This is a genomic window from Psychrobacillus syltrankelensis, from assembly GCF_055454035.1.
Map to the genome: position 1 here is coordinate 1,014,222 of NZ_CM144227.1, position 15,956 is coordinate 1,030,177.

Genomic DNA, 15,956 nt, shown 5'->3' on the forward strand with positions numbered 1-15,956 from the left:
ATCTTTTCTTTTCTATTTCTCGAGTGCTTTGGACGAAACATCAACTACACTATTACCGTTGGAATTTTTGTGGATCGTGAAGTGACTTCGCCACTTCACGATCCATTTCTTCGATATTCTTGTGGCGAAATGTTTGGTTGCCTCATGAAATATGCAGCGACCTAGTGTATTAGATTTGGTTAATGAGAGATAAGATACTTCCCTATTCTTTTAAAGGCGGACGAAGATTCAATTTTGTCTGCTCAGCGCTTCTTTAACATTAGCAGCTGCCTATTTTTTCTACTCCCACTTACCCTAACTGTTAGAAGACAGTGTTAATTGAACAAATAATACAGCAGTATATTTATCTTATTCCAATGCAGATTTATTGTAATTGAACAACTGCAGCATTACCACAACATAATAAGGGTTACATTTTTTTCTTTTTCATTTTTTTTAGTTTCTCGGTGTATGACAAAACATGATTTTTCACCTGTCCCTTTTCTTCCTCAGTCATATTATCTAATCTAAAACTATCTTTCCCATTATTAGGTAATAGGATTGTGGAAGGCTTTTGAACTTCTTCTTTCAAGTTATCACCATGTACTACATTAGTTACGTATGAGGTGGTATCATAAAAATGCGTTATTTCTGTCTTTATATAATTACCTTCCGTATCATAAAAATCTTCGATAGATTTAATATCTGATTTTAAATAATTTTTTCCTTCCTGCATGTTGGTTATTGCATTCACTTTTTTGTATCCAGTATTTTCAAAAAAACCTGGACCTGGACCTACTTTATTTTCGCCAAATGTGTCTACTATAAAAACCTCAACATGCTCAATTTTTTCGACATGGCCGCATGCAAATAAAAGGAAAACTGGAATTGTAAATAAATTTATTTTCAATATACGAAAGATCAATATACCCACCATTCCCTTCTATCTTTATCTAAAGCTGCTTTCGATATCCATTTTCATGATAATTGTTGGTAGTTCTGCTAAATCGTCCACAATATAATCTGTCTCAAATGCATCCCATTGAGAGTCTTTTTTCCAAATTGCTTTCATCCCTACATATTCGGATGCTTTCACATCGTTTTCTGGATGATCTCCAACAAATATGGTTTCTTTTGGTGTTACATTTAGGCGCTCTAATGCTAGCTCAAATATTTCAGGGTTAGGTTTTTTGATTCCTTCTGTTTCTGAAACTAGAATGGTATCAAAATACTTCTCGATTTTTAAAGCCACTATATTATCCATTTGAAACTGCCCAAATCCATTTGTAATCATCCCTAAAACTAGGTTGTTCCTTTTCAACTCTACTAACATACTATGGAGATTAGAAAAAGGAACACAAAAGTTTCTAAATCCATTTACATAATCTTCTAATAAATATTCCCAATTTATAGCTTGTATTTTGAATTCTTCTACTAGTTGCTGATACACTTTATCTTTCCAAACATAACCATGACAGTCTAACTCTATGAATCTTGTTATAAACTTTTCTTTTGGTATATGACCTATGCCTTTTTTCAAACGTTCGTATTGATCATCAATAAATCTTCTTACCGATTCATTACGATCAAGTAAAGTTCCATCTAAATCAAATAAAACAGCCTTAATCATTTTTCTTCTCTCCCCTCAATTGTCTATCGAAACAACGAAGCTTTGCTAATTAGTTCATCATTAGATACTGACTTTTGTGTGTATTCGCTTCCCGATGGAGAGTTATACCGACGCGCTAAGTCCATTCATTTGAAGAAAAAATTGTTCAAATAATAACAATTATAAATACTAATTTAGAGTCTTCAGTACACTCAAAAAATCAGTATTTTAATATATAGATTTTACCATTATTGATAAGAAGTTGTATACAATGGGGTATATTAGTTCTCATTGCAACTGCAGACTCACATCAATCGCTATTATTAATAAGGATATTTTCATTAAATTTAAAGCTAATATATAGAAAAACCCTGATCTGAACCTCATAGAATATCAAACTTTTTATGGCATAGTACTATTTTCTCCTTTAAAAATAGACCTATCCGCAATTTAACTGCGAATAGGTCTTTCATTAAAATTTTGAACCGCCAAATCCATATTCATCGAGTAGTTCTTCAAACGTTTTGTTTTTTTCTTTTTGCTTTTTCTCAAAAAGAAGTTGAGCTTGTCTTTCTTCCTCTTTCTCCTGCTCTGCAGCCACTAGTTGTTTCTTTGTTTCCTTTAGTTTAGCAAGCACATCAGATGAAAGTTGATCGAAAAGACCATTTCCCTCTTCTTTTGCAACAGCAGGTTTTACTGGTTGTCTTTGTTTTTTCTTTGCCACAAATTTCACCTTCTTTAATTATCTTTTAACAATAGTTGCTACTCCTTGGCCACCACCGATACAAAGTGTCGCAAGTCCTGTTTTTACATTCTGTTTTTCCATTTCATGAAGTAGAGAAACAAAAATACGTGCTCCACTTGCACCGATTGGATGACCTAAAGCAATAGCCCCACCATTTACGTTTAGTTTATCATGATCAAATGAAAGCTCACGATCTACTGCAATCGATTGAGCAGCGAAAGCTTCATTTGCTTCAATTAAATCAATGTCCGCAAGTGAAATGTTTGATTTGTTTAATACTTTTTTCACTGCTTCAACTGGCCCAATACCCATTACACTCGGATCGACTCCAGCTGATGCATTTGCAACGATTGTAGCTAAAGGTTTTAAACCTAACTCATCTGCTTTTGCTTTTGACATAACAACTACAGCGGCTGCTCCGTCATTAATACCAGAAGCATTTCCTGCAGTAACGGACCCTTCCTTCTTAAAAGCTGGACGAAGTGCACTCAATTTTTCTTGTGTTGAGCCTTTTTTCGGATATTCGTCTATATCAAAAACGATTGGATCGCCTTTTCGTTGTGGAATTTCTACAGGTACGATTTCATCCACAAATTTTCCATCTTCGATTGCTTTTGCTGCACGAGCTTGAGAACGAGCTGAAAATGCATCTTGCTCTTCTCTTGAGATGCTATATTGATCGCATAAGTTTTCCGCAGTAATTCCCATATGATAATCATTAAATGCACACCATAGTCCATCGGAAATCATACTATCCACTACTTTTTGGTCTCCCATTCGAAAGCCATCTCTAGCATTCTTCAATAGATAAGGAGCTTGACTCATATTTTCCATTCCACCAGCGACAATAATTTCTGCATCCCCAGCAATGATTGCTTGTGTTGCAAGATGGATTGCTTTAAGACCAGATCCACATACCTTGTTGATAGTTAGTGCCGGAATAGCAACTGGTAATCCTGCTTGGATAGATGCTTGTCTAGCGGGATTTTGCCCTAATCCTGCTTGAAGTACATTCCCCATAATGACTTCATCCACTAAATCTTTTGAGACCCCTGCCTTTTCTAACGCTTTATCAATTACAATTGCACCTAGTTTAGTAGCTGGTACATCTTTTAACGCCCCTTGAAATGACCCAATTGCAGTTCTAACTGCACTAACGATAACAACTTCGTTTGACAAGTTATTTCCTCCTCATAATCCCCTGATATAATATTCCTCTTGCTGATTGTACCCGACTTATTTTTTATTTCTTTCTTTGAAATAAAATTAAAGTTTGCTTGTTTAACCATCCATTACTTACAATATAGTTGGAGGGATGATTATGTTTAGTTTACCAAAAAAAGTGACAATTATCGAGGTCGGTCCGAGAGACGGATTACAAAATGAAAAAAACGAAGTACCAACAGGGGTAAAATTAGAATTTATTGAAAAGCTTCAATTAGCTGGTGTGGAAGAGATGGAGTTGACTTCTTTTGTATCACCAAAATGGGTACCACAAATGAAAGATGCTAAAGAGATTGTTGAGAGGACCAACCAAATAGGTAGACAATTTGTATTAACACCTAACGAAAAGGGTGTAGAACTTGCAAAACAAGCAGGGGCCAATAGTTTTGCCGTTTTTGTTGGTGTATCAAATAGCTTTAATAAAAATAATATTAATAAAACAACAGAAGAAAGTATGCATGGGCTTAAACCTATCGTGGAATCACTAATAAAAGAAGGTAATTTTGTTCGTGCTTGCATTTCAACCGCTTTCTATTGCCCATATGAAGGAGCTATTGATCCTCATGAAACAATTGAATTATGTAGAGAATTTGTCTCTTGGGGAGTAAATGAATTAAGTGTAGCAGACACTATAGGTATGGCTAATCCACAAGAAAGTTATTTACTGTTCGAATTAATTAAAAATGAGTTTCCAACAACTCTAATTACAGCACATTTCCACGATACAAGAAAAATGGGCTTGGCAAATATCTTTGCAGCTCTTCAAGCAGGAGTTGATCGTTTCGATAGCTCTGCAGGTGGCTTAGGTGGTTGCCCTTTCGCACCAGGAGCAACAGGAAATGTAGCAACTGAAGATGTTGTGAATATGCTACACCAAATGGATATTGAAACAAATATTAATCTTGAATTATTAGTGAAAGCTATTGATATAATTGCGCCTTATGTTTCAAGACCAATTGAGACCGGGATGTATAAACTTATTAAAAATAATTAGGGGTTGATGCGATGAAAAAACGTGTAATTATTTGGACGAGTTTATTAACAAGTATTTTAACAGCTGCTACTACGATCTTTGGCTATTTAGTTACCAATCGGCTCATGTATATGAAGAAAAAAGAAGATGACTTTATATTAAATCGCGAGATAACTTCTAAACGCTTAGACGAAGCTTGGTTTCGTGAAGTCAACAAAACCGAAAAATGGATTGAATCGAAAAACGGTTATTCGCTTAAAGCAATCTTTGTCGAACCATTACAGACAAATAATTATGTTGTTATTTGCCATGGAGTAACTGAAAATAAAATTAATTCACTTCGATTTGTTCGAATGTTTGAACGTTTAGGGTTTAACAGTGTTGTGTATGATCACCGAAGACATGGAGATTCCGGTGGAAAAACAACTAGTTTTGGCTTTTATGAAAAAGTTGATTTGCAATCTATTTTAGAAGTTGTTCGTCAGCGTGCTGGAGAAAATGCTATCATTGGAATTCACGGAGAATCAATGGGTGCAGCAACGACACTACTGTATGCAGGATCTATTAAAGATGATGCTGATTTTTATATTTCTGATTGCTCATTTTCAGATTTCGAAGACCAAGTGTTAAATATTATGCGACAAACTACTCCACTTCGTTCAAGTTTAGCTATTCGTTTTGCTAATTTATTTTTAAAAATGCGAGATGGGTATACTTTAAATTTAGTATCTCCTATTGATGTAGTCGATCATATAGAAAAGCCCGTACTTTTCATCCATAGTTTACAAGATGACTTTATTCTCCCTAAAATGACGGAGGAATTGTATGAGAAGAAAAAAGGACCAAAATCATTAAAACTATTTGAATTAGGGGCTCATGCCAAATCTTTTAATGAAAATAGTGAGGAATACGAACAAGTAGTTGCAGACTTCTTACAACAAAATAATTTACTAAATAAATAAAAGCACTCAAAAGTGAGTGCTTTATTTATTTTGCATTTTATTCATTTGATTCATCATTTGTTTTACTTGTTTTTCAGAAGGCTTACGTCCCATTTGAGCCATCATCATTCGAAGCATTTGTTCATTGATAGGTGGATTTTCTTTTAAATATTTCATCATATATTTACGTGCTGCAAAAAATCCTATTGCTGCACCACCGATTAAAGCAACGATTACAATAATAATCCAAATCCAATCTTGCATACTTTCTCCTCCTTTACGTTCTTGTCTACGTGTACAAGACACCACTAGAAATTATACTATAGATTCTTAAAGCATACTATATAATTTCAAATAAAAAAGCAATTCGAATACTTTTGTTTACAAGTATTCGAATTGCCTTTATACATTTCTTATTTTTGTAGTAAGTTTTTCATTTTTGAAACGACATTTTCAACAGAGAAACCGTATTCTTTCATTACAATTTCGCCAGGAGCACTAGCACCAAATTTGTCGATTGCGATAACATCTCCCTCAAATCCAACATAACGATGCCATCCTAGAGAAGATCCCATTTCGACAGCTAAACGTTTTGTTAAGTGTGACGGAAGTACGGATTTTTTATAAGCATCATCTTGTTGCTCAAAAAGATCCCAAGATGGCATGGATACTACTGAAACTTGAATTCCTTCATTTGCAAGAGCTTTTTGAGCTTCAACTGCAAGACTTACTTCTGAGCCAGTTGCTAATAGAATTGCTTCCGCGTTTTCATTTGGTGAAACTATATAAGCTCCTTTTGAAACGCCTTCACTTGCTTGTTCTACTGATCCTGTAAGTGTCGGTAGGTTTTGTCTTGAAAGTACAAGTACCGTCGGATGATCTTTCGAAGAAACTGCAAGCTTCCAAGCTTCATTTGTTTCAATAGCATCTGCCGGACGGATTACAGACAATCCTGGCATTGCACGTAAAGAAGCTAAATGTTCTATTGGTTCATGAGTTGGCCCATCTTCACCAACAGCAATACTATCATGTGTAAATACGTACGTTACAGGAAGTCCCATAAGAGCAGATAATCGAATCGCTGGTCTTACATAATCACTAAATACAAAGAAAGTACCACCGAACACATGCAAACCACCATGTAATGCCATACCGTTAAGAGCAGTCCCCATGGCAAATTCACGTACACCAAACCAAATGTTTTTACCTTCGTAGTTTTCTGCAGAAAAATCTCCTGCATTCTTCATCGTCGTTTTGTTAGAACCAGCTAAATCAGCACTACCTCCAAAGAATGAAGGTAGGTTTTGAGCTAATGCGTTAATTGCATCACCTGACGCAGATCGAGTTGCATGAGAAGTACCTTCTTCGTAAGGTTTCATAGCAGCATCAAAGTTTTCTGGAAGCTCTCCTTTAATCGCTTGTTGCAATGTTGTTGCAAGCTCTGGGAATTCAGAAGAATACTTATTAAACTTCTCATTCCAAGATGCTTCCTCCTCAACACCTAAACGATTAGATGCTGCTTTAAAAGTTTCATACACTTCTGCTGGAACATAAAAATCCTCCTCAGATGACCATTGATATGCTTCTTTTGCTAAAAGTGATTCTTCTTTTCCAAGTGGCATACCATGTGCATCTGATTTACCAGCTCTATTTGGAGAACCAAATCCAATTACAGTTTTAACTTCAATAATTGTTGGTTTACTGTTTTGAGCTTTTGCTTTTTCAATAGCAGATGAAATTTCCTCAATGTCATTTCCGTCTTTAACAAAAATATAGTTCCAGCCATAAGACTCAAAACGTTTCTCTGTATTTTCTGAGAAGGATTTATGCAGATCTCCATCTAAAGAAATATCGTTGCTATCATAAAGGACAATTAATTTATCTAATTGCAAGTGTCCAGCAAGAGAAATTGCTTCTCCCGCTACACCTTCCATTAAATCTCCATCACCACAAAGAGCAAATGTGTAATGATCCACAACATTATATTCTGAACGATTATATGTAGCAGCTAAGTGTGCCTCTGCCATCGCCATTCCAACAGCCATTCCAATACCTTGTCCAAGAGGTCCAGTTGTTGCTTCTACTCCTGCAGTATGACCAAACTCTGGGTGTCCCGGTGTTTTTGAATTCCATTGACGGAAATTTTTAATCTCTTCCATTGGTAAATCGTACCCACCAAGATGAAGTAAACTATACAAAAGCATAGAACCATGACCAGCTGATAAAACAAAACGGTCACGATTGAACCAGTTTGGATTATTTGGGTTATGGCGTAAATGTTTTGTCCAAAGCGTATAAGCCATTGGTGCCGCTCCCATTGGGAGACCTGGATGACCAGAGTTCGCTTTATCTATTGCATCAATTGATAAAGTACGGATAGTATTAATTGCAAGTAAATCTGTTTTTAATGACATTAGTGACATCCTCTCGAGCTAATTTTTTCTATACTTCTAGTTTAGACAACAATGTTTGCATTATCAATGGTTTCGTAATGATTAGTTAATTCAGAAATTTCCCCTTTTTAGCTTGCTGTACTTTAAGTGGAGTCACATCATTACCTTCAGGGTCAACAACTTTTACACTCTCAATTGTATCTCTCATTGTTGTTCGAAATGTCTCTAAATATTCCTTTCTTAATGCACTTTGTTCCTTTGCTTCCTCAATAGACAAGCCATTCGACTTTGATTTTCTTGAAAGTTCACTTATTCGTTCAAGTTTCTCTTTACTTAACATATTATTCACCCTTTAAATTTTATTCTTATTTAAAGGTAAGGAAAAAACACACAGAGTGCAAGCCTTTACCCTCCGTGTGCTCCAATAAATTCAATATATCTTCTATGAACTGTTGCTTTACTTATTTCAAAACCTAATCCTTTTAATGTAGAGGTAATTTCTTCATATGTTAAACCAGCATTGCGCAGTCTTACTATTTCTTGAACTGGGATCTCTATCCGCTCCCTGCCTTCAGGGTTACCCAGAGTCTTTAAATTCCTTTCAGGACGAAATCCTTGAGAAACTGCTCGCTTCATTCCCCGTTTAATTTTGGCATTGTGTAGTTTCCGTTGATACTCTTCTACTAGGGCAAGAATTTCTAATAACATAGAGTCCATCTCATTTAAATTTAATACACCTTTATCCTGTAAAGTAAAAACAGAAGTATTTGTTTTTTGAAGAAGATGTAATACCGCCATTCGTCCATTTCCGCGTCCAATACGAGTCTCATCTTGTACAAAAACAGCATCTATTGGCTGTTCTTTGATAAATGATAATAAATCAAGCAATCCATCTCTCTCGATATCATAGCCACTATGTTTATCAATAAATACTCTTTTTACTTCATATCCTTGAAGAACAGCAAATTGAGTTAGTTCTTCTTCTTGCCTTGCTAATGACGTTTCTTGTGATTCTTTTTCTGTGCTGACACGACAATAAATGACTGCTTTCATTGGCTTATACCTGCTAGCTCTGTAGAATGATCTAGATTTACCTGATTTGACCTATTTGGGATAATAAGAATGTCTCCTGCTTTAATATGCGCTGAATGTAAGTTATTTAATGCAATTACTTCATTAATCCAATCTTCTTTTGAATTATCTGAGTCAAACTTATCAGCCAACTTCCATAAAGAATCTCCATGTTCAATTATAATAGGATAGTCTCGTCTTTCACCATTAGAATTTATAAAAGCAATTACCATTATAAAAGAAAAACTTAATCCCAAAAATATAGTTAGAAAATAATTTTTTTTAAGTAGTTTCATCATAATACCCCCATTTTAGAATATCTGTTCGCTTTATATGTTTTTATATTAAAACGAACACATGTTTTTGTCAACACCTTTTAGAACCTATGTTTGCATATTGTATAAGAGACTGATATACTATAAATAAGAATAAGAACAACACTTAAATAATATTTAAAAGAGGTGAAGGTATTGAAGAAAGCATCTAAAAGACAAGAAGATATTTTAGCGTTTATTAAAGAGGAAGTAAGAAAAAAAGGTTATCCACCCTCCGTACGTGAAATAGGCGAAGCAGTTGGACTAGCCTCAAGCTCAACTGTACATGGTCACTTGGCTAGACTGGAAAGTAAAGGCTTAATTAGACGAGATCCTACTAAACCACGTGCAATTGAAATACTTGATGGTACCAATTCAGTAATAGAAAAACAAGGAGTTGTTCACGTACCTTTAGTTGGTAAAGTAACAGCCGGTCTTCCTATTACGGCAATTGAAAATGTGGAAGAGTTCTTCCCTCTTCCTGAAACGTTTGGCACATCTGATGATAACCTGTTCATGCTTGAAATTATGGGTGATAGCATGATTGAAGCTGGTATATTAAACGGTGATTATGTTGTTGTAAAACAGCAACAGTCCGCAAATAACGGTGAAATAGTTGTTGCAATGACTGAAGATGATGAAGCAACAGTAAAACGTTTCTTTAAAGAAAAGACTTACTTCCGCTTACAACCTGAAAATTCCTCTATGGAGCCGATTATTGTCAATCAAGTATCTATTTTAGGAAAAGTAGTTGGAGTTTATCGTCATATTCAATAAACTCCTTGTATCTTGACATAATCTACTATTATATATAATATGTAATAGAGCCGATATCATATCTAAACGAAAAGTGGACATTTTCGTTTAGATTATCGAAAAAACCCCTTTACCTTTATGGTTGAGGGGTTTTTATTTGTTATATTATTAATATTTGTTGTAAAAAACGTATATCATTGGAATGATAGATTTTTCTTTGATGGATAATACAAATCCTAATCAAACAGCTCGTATATACCAATAAAAATTAGTAAACCGCCTGAAATAGAAATAGAATATTTACCAAGAAAAGTTTTATTTAGTATTAAACCAAAACGACTTCCAATACTAACAGTCAAAATTGAAAAAAAACCTATAGAAAATACTGTCCAAATGGCTGAAATTCCACTTGCTCCAATTGCAATTCCACTTACTAAACAGTTTACTGATAAAATAAATCCTAACGTTATTGCTTCTTTAACGGAAATAATATTATTTCCATCTTTATCTATTTGTTCTGTCTTTTTGGTGGTATCCTCATTAGAAAGTATACTTGATAAAATAGTCCATAGACCGACAATGCATAGTAAAGAACTCCCCAAAAAATTTGCATGTAAAATTGGAATATAGTTAGTAATAATTCCTCCACTTACGACTGCAACATAAGCAACTATCATCGAAATAATTGCTATTGTTACATTTGAAAAAATAGGGATCTTAGTTTGTTTTATTCCGTAGGCCAAACTTATTCCTAAATTGTCTAAATTAGCTGCTATCCCTATAAGGATAATAGTTATCCAATGCATTTTATCCTCCCCAAGACCTTTGATCTCTATTTATAAGGATATGCAGGATTTTCGATTTTGTTAAAATGAATTTATTTTAGATGCTTTGATTGCATTAAAAACTCCTTCAACCCTATGGATGAAGGAGTACTTTAATTCTTAAAACAAATTAAAAGGTTTTTGCATTTATTGTTGTACAGAAATCTTTAAACTTCAATTTCATTACCATTTAAGATTAAACGATAGGATATTTCTGCCTTCAAGGATGCGGATACAGCACAATATTTTTCTTCTCCCAATTTAATTGCTCGTACTACTTTTTTTGCGTCGATATCCCCTCTTACATCGAATAATAAGGAAGCTGCAGTAAATGCAGTTGGCAATTCTTCTCTGCGTGAGCCGTTTACTATAATTTCAATGGACTCAATTTTATCTAAATGTGGCTTTAAAATCATCGTAACATCGATTCCAATGCAACCTACTAGAGAGCTAAGTAACATTTCTGTTGGTGTTGGAGCATTGCCTTCTCCTCCGTAATTTGGTGTTGCGTCCATATACATTGGGTATCCTGAAGGGCCTTGCGCTTCAAAAGCACGTCCACCTTGCCATTTTGCTCTTACTTCCATTTTTATCAACCTTTCTTTCCTCAGAATTCCTTTACTTTTGCTAAAAATTTTTGTGCTCGTTCTGTATCAGGATGGGCAAAAAACGCCTTTGGTTCTGCATCTTCTATTATTTGTCCATCCGCCATAAACAAAATACGATCTGCTACATCTTGGGCAAAATTCATTTCATGGGTTACAATAATCATTGTCATTCCTTCATCTGCTAATTCTTTCATCACTTTTAACACTTCCCCAACAAGTTCAGGATCTAACGCTGACGTTGGTTCATCAAATAGCATGATTTGTGGTTCCATTGCTAATGCACGAGCAATTGCGACGCGTTGTTGTTGACCTCCTGATAGCTTAGATGGATAGACTCCCTCTTTTTCTTGCAAGTCAACACGTTTTAATAATTGGCTAGCTTTTGTCTTCGCTTGTTCCTTATTTTGTTTCTTAACGACAAGTAATGCTTCCATTACATTTTCAATTACTGTTTTATGTGGATATAAGTTAAACTGCTGAAAGACCATACCAGTATCTTGACGAATCTCATGAATCGTTTTTTGGCGTATCTTTTTCTTATCTGTTGCTCTAAGTTGATGATTATTTATAGTTATAGTTCCACTAGTGATAGCTTCTAAGCCGTTTAAGCAACGCAAAAGAGTACTTTTTCCAGAACCGCTTGGACCAACGATTGCGACAACTTGATGAGCTGGTATATTTATTGAAATATGCTTTAATACCTCCTGCTCACCAAAGCTTTTAGATAAATCATTAGCTTGTATCACAAATTTCCTCTCCTTAATAAATCGATAATCGGTTCTCTATTTTATTCAATATAAATGTAAAGATTGTACTCATTATCCAGTACATAACAGCTATAGATAAATAAAAAGGCATGTATACGTAATATTGAGCGACTAATAACTGAGCTGACCGTAATAACTCTGTTACAGTTATAACCGATACTAATGACGTTTCTTTTAGCATACCTACAAATGTATTCCCAAGAGGTGGAATGGCAATACGAATTGCTTGTGGAATCACAATACGCCGAACAGCCTGGGATTCAGTCATACCTGTCGCAAGAGCAGCTTCAGTTTGCCCAACTGGCACAGCTTGAATTGCTCCACGAAACGCTTCTGAAACATATGCTCCAATATTAATACTTAGAGCAATATACGCGGCTGTGAGCGGTCCTAATTCAATGCCATAATCAACAAGACCATAATATACAATTACGATTTGGACAAGTGGCGGCGTTCCTCGAATAATCGATACATACACTCTCGCTACAGTACGAAAGAAACGATTGCCCTTTAGACGAGCAATCGCTGTAATTAAACCGATTATCAAGCCAAAAAACATAGATACCACTGTAATCAATAAAGTATAATACGCACCTTTAAGTAAAAAGGGCAAATTATCAATTACTACTTGCATGGAAACTACCTACTTTCTCTATTCAGCCTTTGGTTCTTCACCAAACCATTTTATAAAAATTTTTTTATACGTACCGTCTTTTTTTATATCATCTAATGCCTTATTTAAATTATTCACTAAATCTGTATTACCTTTTTTAACAGCAACTGCAGCTATATCCGATTTTATTGGTTCACCAACAGCTTTCACTTTAAATCCATTTTCCTCAATTATAGGTTTTAAAGCGTATGCGTTATTTATTGTAGCGTCCGCACGACCTGCATCTAAATCTTTTAATGTTGTGATGACATCATCGTACGTATTTATTTTGAAGTCGCCTACTTTGGGCATTAAGTCATTGCGTAAAAATGCTTCATCATTCGTCCCTAGCCCTACTGCAATTTTCTTTCCTTTAAAATCATTTACTGATTGTATAGTTGTATTATCCTCTTTTACAATTACTCTCACATCATTTGTAATGTAAGGTTCCGTAAAATCAATTTGTTTTTTACGGTCCTCTGTAATCGTTACTTGGCTAACCAAAATATCAAATTTACCTTTTTGCAAGCCAGGTATAAGTCCAGAAAAGTCTTGTGCTACAAATTTTGGTTCTACCCCTAAACGTTTTGCTAATTCTTTCGCAATATCAACATCAAAACCATCGTATTCTTGATTTTTATTCATGAAATTATAAGGTGCATAGGTACCCATAATCCCTATTGTTATTTCTCCTTTATCTTGAATAGCTGATAATGAATTTTTATTATTTTCTTTTGTAGAATTATTACCACATGCTCCTAATAATACAGCTGCTGTAGTTAATATAGACAATAAAATTTTACTTTTTTTCACTTTAATTTCCCCCTAAATTTATATTTCAAACAAACTAAAAAGATTAAACTGAACAGTTCTTAAAACAAGTTAGTTTAAGTAAATATTTTCTGATAGAACTTGCAATCGTATTGTTAGTTCTATCCAACCGAACAACTTGGGCTGTAATTTCATATCTACTATTCGGTTACCTTAGCCTTATTCTGCATTTACAGAATACCTAAAGGATTAAATATTATTACTCTTTATATGATTATTCCCAAGAACATTCAGTAAAAAACATCAATTAGTATCAAAGCCATTAAAATGTATATTTTCATTCATTCAAACATATAAAAAAAGACCTATACAAGGAAAATAGGCCTTATTTATAACTTTTTATATTATTCGATTATTGTTGCCTAATTTTGAAGTTTCATCTTTAGCGCTATTCTCATTCAACTTTTATTTTGGCTTTTTAGAGCAGCAAGCGTAACTGGCCCTATTATTCCGTCTGGAGTTAATCCCTTTGCTTTTTGAAATGCTTTAATAGCTGATTCAGTTTCAGGTCCTTCAATTCCATCTACAACAATCTGATATCCTGCTACTACTAAAAGTTTCTGTATTTCTACTACTTCAGAAACAACGATATAGTTTAAAGGATTTACAGCATTTGGTTGACCTGCTTCATACCTAGGAATATGAATCTCAAAATGCAAATTTACTCCAGTAGCATTTCCTGTATCGCCTTTTATACCTACTTGTTGGCTCTGTTTAACTATTTGTCCAACTTTTACTGAGATTGATTTAAGGTGAGCATATAAAGTTTCATATTTATTACCATTTATAACATGTGCAATCGTTACTGTATTTCCATATCCTTCGATAGCTTTCGCTCGAGTAATAATACCACTTGCCGCTGCTATAATTTTTGTACTTCCATCATTACCAAAATCAACTCCCTTATGCAATCTCAAAGTGTTCGTACCAGAGTTCTTTCTTATTTGCCCATATCGCGAGGTTATTCTTCCCTCACATGGTTTAATAAATAACATATAATCCCTCCTTTCAATTCTTTTAAAATTCTACTTACAAAATCTTTAACTTACTTTACTATCAAATGCAAAGAACTGGTAGGTATCTTAGTCAAAAGTGATTACTTTTAAAAAATATTATTCTCACTTTTTTATATGTACAAGAAGTTGGGTATGAATTTAGCTTAATTGTGAATCTTGTAAAAGCAATTTATTCAAGAATCTAACTCCATGTATTGAACAATGCCAATCTATCACAAAATAATGAGGATTATATTCTAGAAATAAGAAATGAGGAGATTAAATATTATTTATCAAAAAGTAGCCCCGAAACTCCTATGATTTATTTATTTAAATATATTTCCTGAGCAATTTGAGCAATCTCCTATGATGGACGAAATGAAAGAATGTTTGGTTTTTGGTTATTGGTTTTTATGAAATTGGTGGTAACTGCCAACTAATTATGTTGGATTTTTTTCTTATTAAAATAATAAGGAGTGTGTTATTCTTGGAGAATTTTCAAGCTATTTGCCACCAATATGCACAAATTGTTAACGGGAGAGCTAGCTTTAAGCAAGGATTTTGTTCAGTAGAAAAGGAACGAAATCTCCATGTTACTATTCAAGGTCGTCCTAGTCGAAGTGCACTTCCAGCGGGAATAACATTTGAGTCATTAGATTATGAAGGAAATGCCCTTAACCTAGGTGAAGTAGCGGTACTTCAAGAAGAATTACCTGAATTTATTAAGATTTTAGTGAAAAACAACCTAATAGTTAGTGCTATCCATAATCACTGGATATTCATGAATCCTTCTATTCTATATGTACATTTCCAATCTATTGAGCCACCGTTATCATTTGCGAAAAAATTTACAGAAGCATTTAACATTTTAAATCATTAACAATATGGTATTACTTAATGATTAGCATGAGAGGGTATAAAACACTATATCTTTATTAAATGACAGAATTTTTTTCATTTGATTATTTCTTTTTAACTAAAAATAGTAGATAATAAAATAAATTATTAAGATTTAGAGAAAGGATAAATGGTTTATGTCTATACTTAAAAATGAGCTTAGTAATTTAATTTATGATTATAATAAATGTGATAATTCAAGTATCAAAGAACAAATACTTTCAGATATAAACCTTTTACGTCAGGCTTTGACTATCTTGCAAAAAGACGAGCAAAAAATTTACAATCAAAATAGTAAATTCGACTACTAGATTAGCCCAACTAAAAAAAGAACGCCTTAAAAGACGTTCACGTTCTCATCTATTTATTTACAGCAC

General features: G+C 34.0%; 19 protein-coding genes. 4 read left to right on the forward strand and 15 right to left on the reverse strand.

Translation table 11 applies throughout. The annotated features are described in order from the left end of the window. Window positions 1–409: 409 nt before the first annotated feature. From ACTSKG_RS05225 to ACTSKG_RS05240, 4 genes are all read right to left on the reverse strand, one after another. Entirely contained in the window at window positions 410–904 is a 495-nt protein-coding gene (locus tag ACTSKG_RS05225; RefSeq protein WP_464757084.1) for a hypothetical protein, read from the reverse strand. 24 nt (window positions 905–928) lie between these two features. Continuing rightward, window positions 929–1,609, reverse strand: coding sequence for an HAD family hydrolase (locus ACTSKG_RS05230; RefSeq protein ID WP_464757085.1), 681 nt, complete (start codon window positions 1,607–1,609; stop codon window positions 929–931). A gap of 451 nt (window positions 1,610–2,060) precedes the next feature. Continuing rightward, entirely contained in the window at window positions 2,061–2,312 is a 252-nt protein-coding gene (locus ACTSKG_RS05235) for a YqkE family protein (RefSeq protein WP_464757086.1), read from the reverse strand. Window positions 2,313–2,330: 18 nt separating this feature from the next. Next, entirely contained in the window at window positions 2,331–3,512 is a 1,182-nt protein-coding gene (locus ACTSKG_RS05240; RefSeq protein WP_464757087.1) for an acetyl-CoA C-acetyltransferase, read from the reverse strand. Window positions 3,513–3,654: 142 nt separating this feature from the next. Here ACTSKG_RS05240 and ACTSKG_RS05245 point away from each other — a divergent pair, with 142 nt between their 5' ends. Beyond that, on the forward strand, window positions 3,655–4,551 hold the full coding sequence (locus ACTSKG_RS05245; RefSeq protein ID WP_464757088.1) for a hydroxymethylglutaryl-CoA lyase: 897 nt from the start codon (window positions 3,655–3,657) through the stop codon (window positions 4,549–4,551). A gap of 11 nt (window positions 4,552–4,562) precedes the next feature. After that, entirely contained in the window at window positions 4,563–5,492 is a 930-nt protein-coding gene (locus ACTSKG_RS05250) for an alpha/beta hydrolase (RefSeq protein ID WP_464757089.1), read from the forward strand. A gap of 21 nt (window positions 5,493–5,513) precedes the next feature. Here ACTSKG_RS05250 and ACTSKG_RS05255 read toward each other — a convergent pair whose 3' ends face one another. The 5 genes from ACTSKG_RS05255 to yneA all read right to left on the reverse strand — a co-directional run bounded on the left by ACTSKG_RS05255 (window position 5,514) and on the right by yneA (window position 9,231). Beyond that, on the reverse strand, window positions 5,514–5,735 hold the full coding sequence (locus ACTSKG_RS05255; RefSeq protein WP_464757090.1) for a YneF family protein: 222 nt from the start codon (window positions 5,733–5,735) through the stop codon (window positions 5,514–5,516). A 149-nt stretch (window positions 5,736–5,884) separates the two neighbouring features. Beyond that, entirely contained in the window at window positions 5,885–7,885 is a 2,001-nt protein-coding gene (tkt, locus tag ACTSKG_RS05260) for a transketolase (RefSeq protein ID WP_464757091.1), read from the reverse strand. A gap of 85 nt (window positions 7,886–7,970) precedes the next feature. Next, window positions 7,971–8,204: a DUF896 domain-containing protein gene (locus ACTSKG_RS05265; protein WP_464757092.1), complete on the reverse strand. Its 234-nt coding sequence runs from the start codon at window positions 8,202–8,204 to the stop codon at window positions 7,971–7,973. Between the two features lie 65 nt (window positions 8,205–8,269). Beyond that, window positions 8,270–8,917 (reverse strand): YneB family resolvase-like protein, encoded by a 648-nt coding sequence (locus tag ACTSKG_RS05270; RefSeq protein WP_464757093.1) that lies wholly within the window; start codon window positions 8,915–8,917, stop codon window positions 8,270–8,272. Continuing rightward, window positions 8,914–9,231: a cell division suppressor protein YneA gene (gene yneA / locus ACTSKG_RS05275; protein ID WP_464757094.1), complete on the reverse strand. Its 318-nt coding sequence runs from the start codon at window positions 9,229–9,231 to the stop codon at window positions 8,914–8,916. The genes ACTSKG_RS05270 and yneA overlap by 4 nt, the downstream gene beginning before the upstream one ends. Before the next feature lie 174 nt (window positions 9,232–9,405). Between yneA and lexA the strand changes: the two genes are divergently transcribed. Beyond that, entirely contained in the window at window positions 9,406–10,026 is a 621-nt protein-coding gene (gene lexA, locus ACTSKG_RS05280; protein WP_464757095.1) for a transcriptional repressor LexA, read from the forward strand. Between the two features lie 215 nt (window positions 10,027–10,241). Here lexA and ACTSKG_RS05285 read toward each other — a convergent pair whose 3' ends face one another. The 6 genes from ACTSKG_RS05285 to ACTSKG_RS05310 all read right to left on the reverse strand — a co-directional run bounded on the left by ACTSKG_RS05285 (window position 10,242) and on the right by ACTSKG_RS05310 (window position 14,682). Next, entirely contained in the window at window positions 10,242–10,811 is a 570-nt protein-coding gene (locus tag ACTSKG_RS05285) for a manganese efflux pump MntP (RefSeq protein WP_464757096.1), read from the reverse strand. A 185-nt stretch (window positions 10,812–10,996) separates the two neighbouring features. Further along, entirely contained in the window at window positions 10,997–11,416 is a 420-nt protein-coding gene (locus ACTSKG_RS05290; protein ID WP_464757097.1) for an OsmC family protein, read from the reverse strand. 20 nt (window positions 11,417–11,436) lie between these two features. Further along, on the reverse strand, window positions 11,437–12,183 hold the full coding sequence (locus ACTSKG_RS05295) for an amino acid ABC transporter ATP-binding protein (RefSeq protein ID WP_464757098.1): 747 nt from the start codon (window positions 12,181–12,183) through the stop codon (window positions 11,437–11,439). A 13-nt stretch (window positions 12,184–12,196) separates the two neighbouring features. Next, window positions 12,197–12,838, reverse strand: a complete 642-nt coding sequence (locus tag ACTSKG_RS05300; protein WP_464757099.1) for an amino acid ABC transporter permease — start codon at window positions 12,836–12,838, stop codon at window positions 12,197–12,199. Window positions 12,839–12,856: 18 nt separating this feature from the next. Further along, the gene (locus ACTSKG_RS05305; RefSeq protein WP_464757977.1) at window positions 12,857–13,675 is read right to left on the reverse strand and encodes a substrate-binding periplasmic protein; all 819 of its coding nucleotides are present in this window, start codon (window positions 13,673–13,675) and stop codon (window positions 12,857–12,859) included. A 410-nt stretch (window positions 13,676–14,085) separates the two neighbouring features. Further along, window positions 14,086–14,682, reverse strand: coding sequence for a peptidoglycan DD-metalloendopeptidase family protein (locus ACTSKG_RS05310; protein WP_464757100.1), 597 nt, complete (start codon window positions 14,680–14,682; stop codon window positions 14,086–14,088). 487 nt (window positions 14,683–15,169) lie between these two features. On the opposite strand from ACTSKG_RS05310, the gene ACTSKG_RS05315 reads away from it, so the two are divergent. Next, window positions 15,170–15,562 (forward strand): DUF1259 domain-containing protein, encoded by a 393-nt coding sequence (locus ACTSKG_RS05315; RefSeq protein ID WP_464757101.1) that lies wholly within the window; start codon window positions 15,170–15,172, stop codon window positions 15,560–15,562. Window positions 15,563–15,956 lie beyond the last annotated feature (394 nt).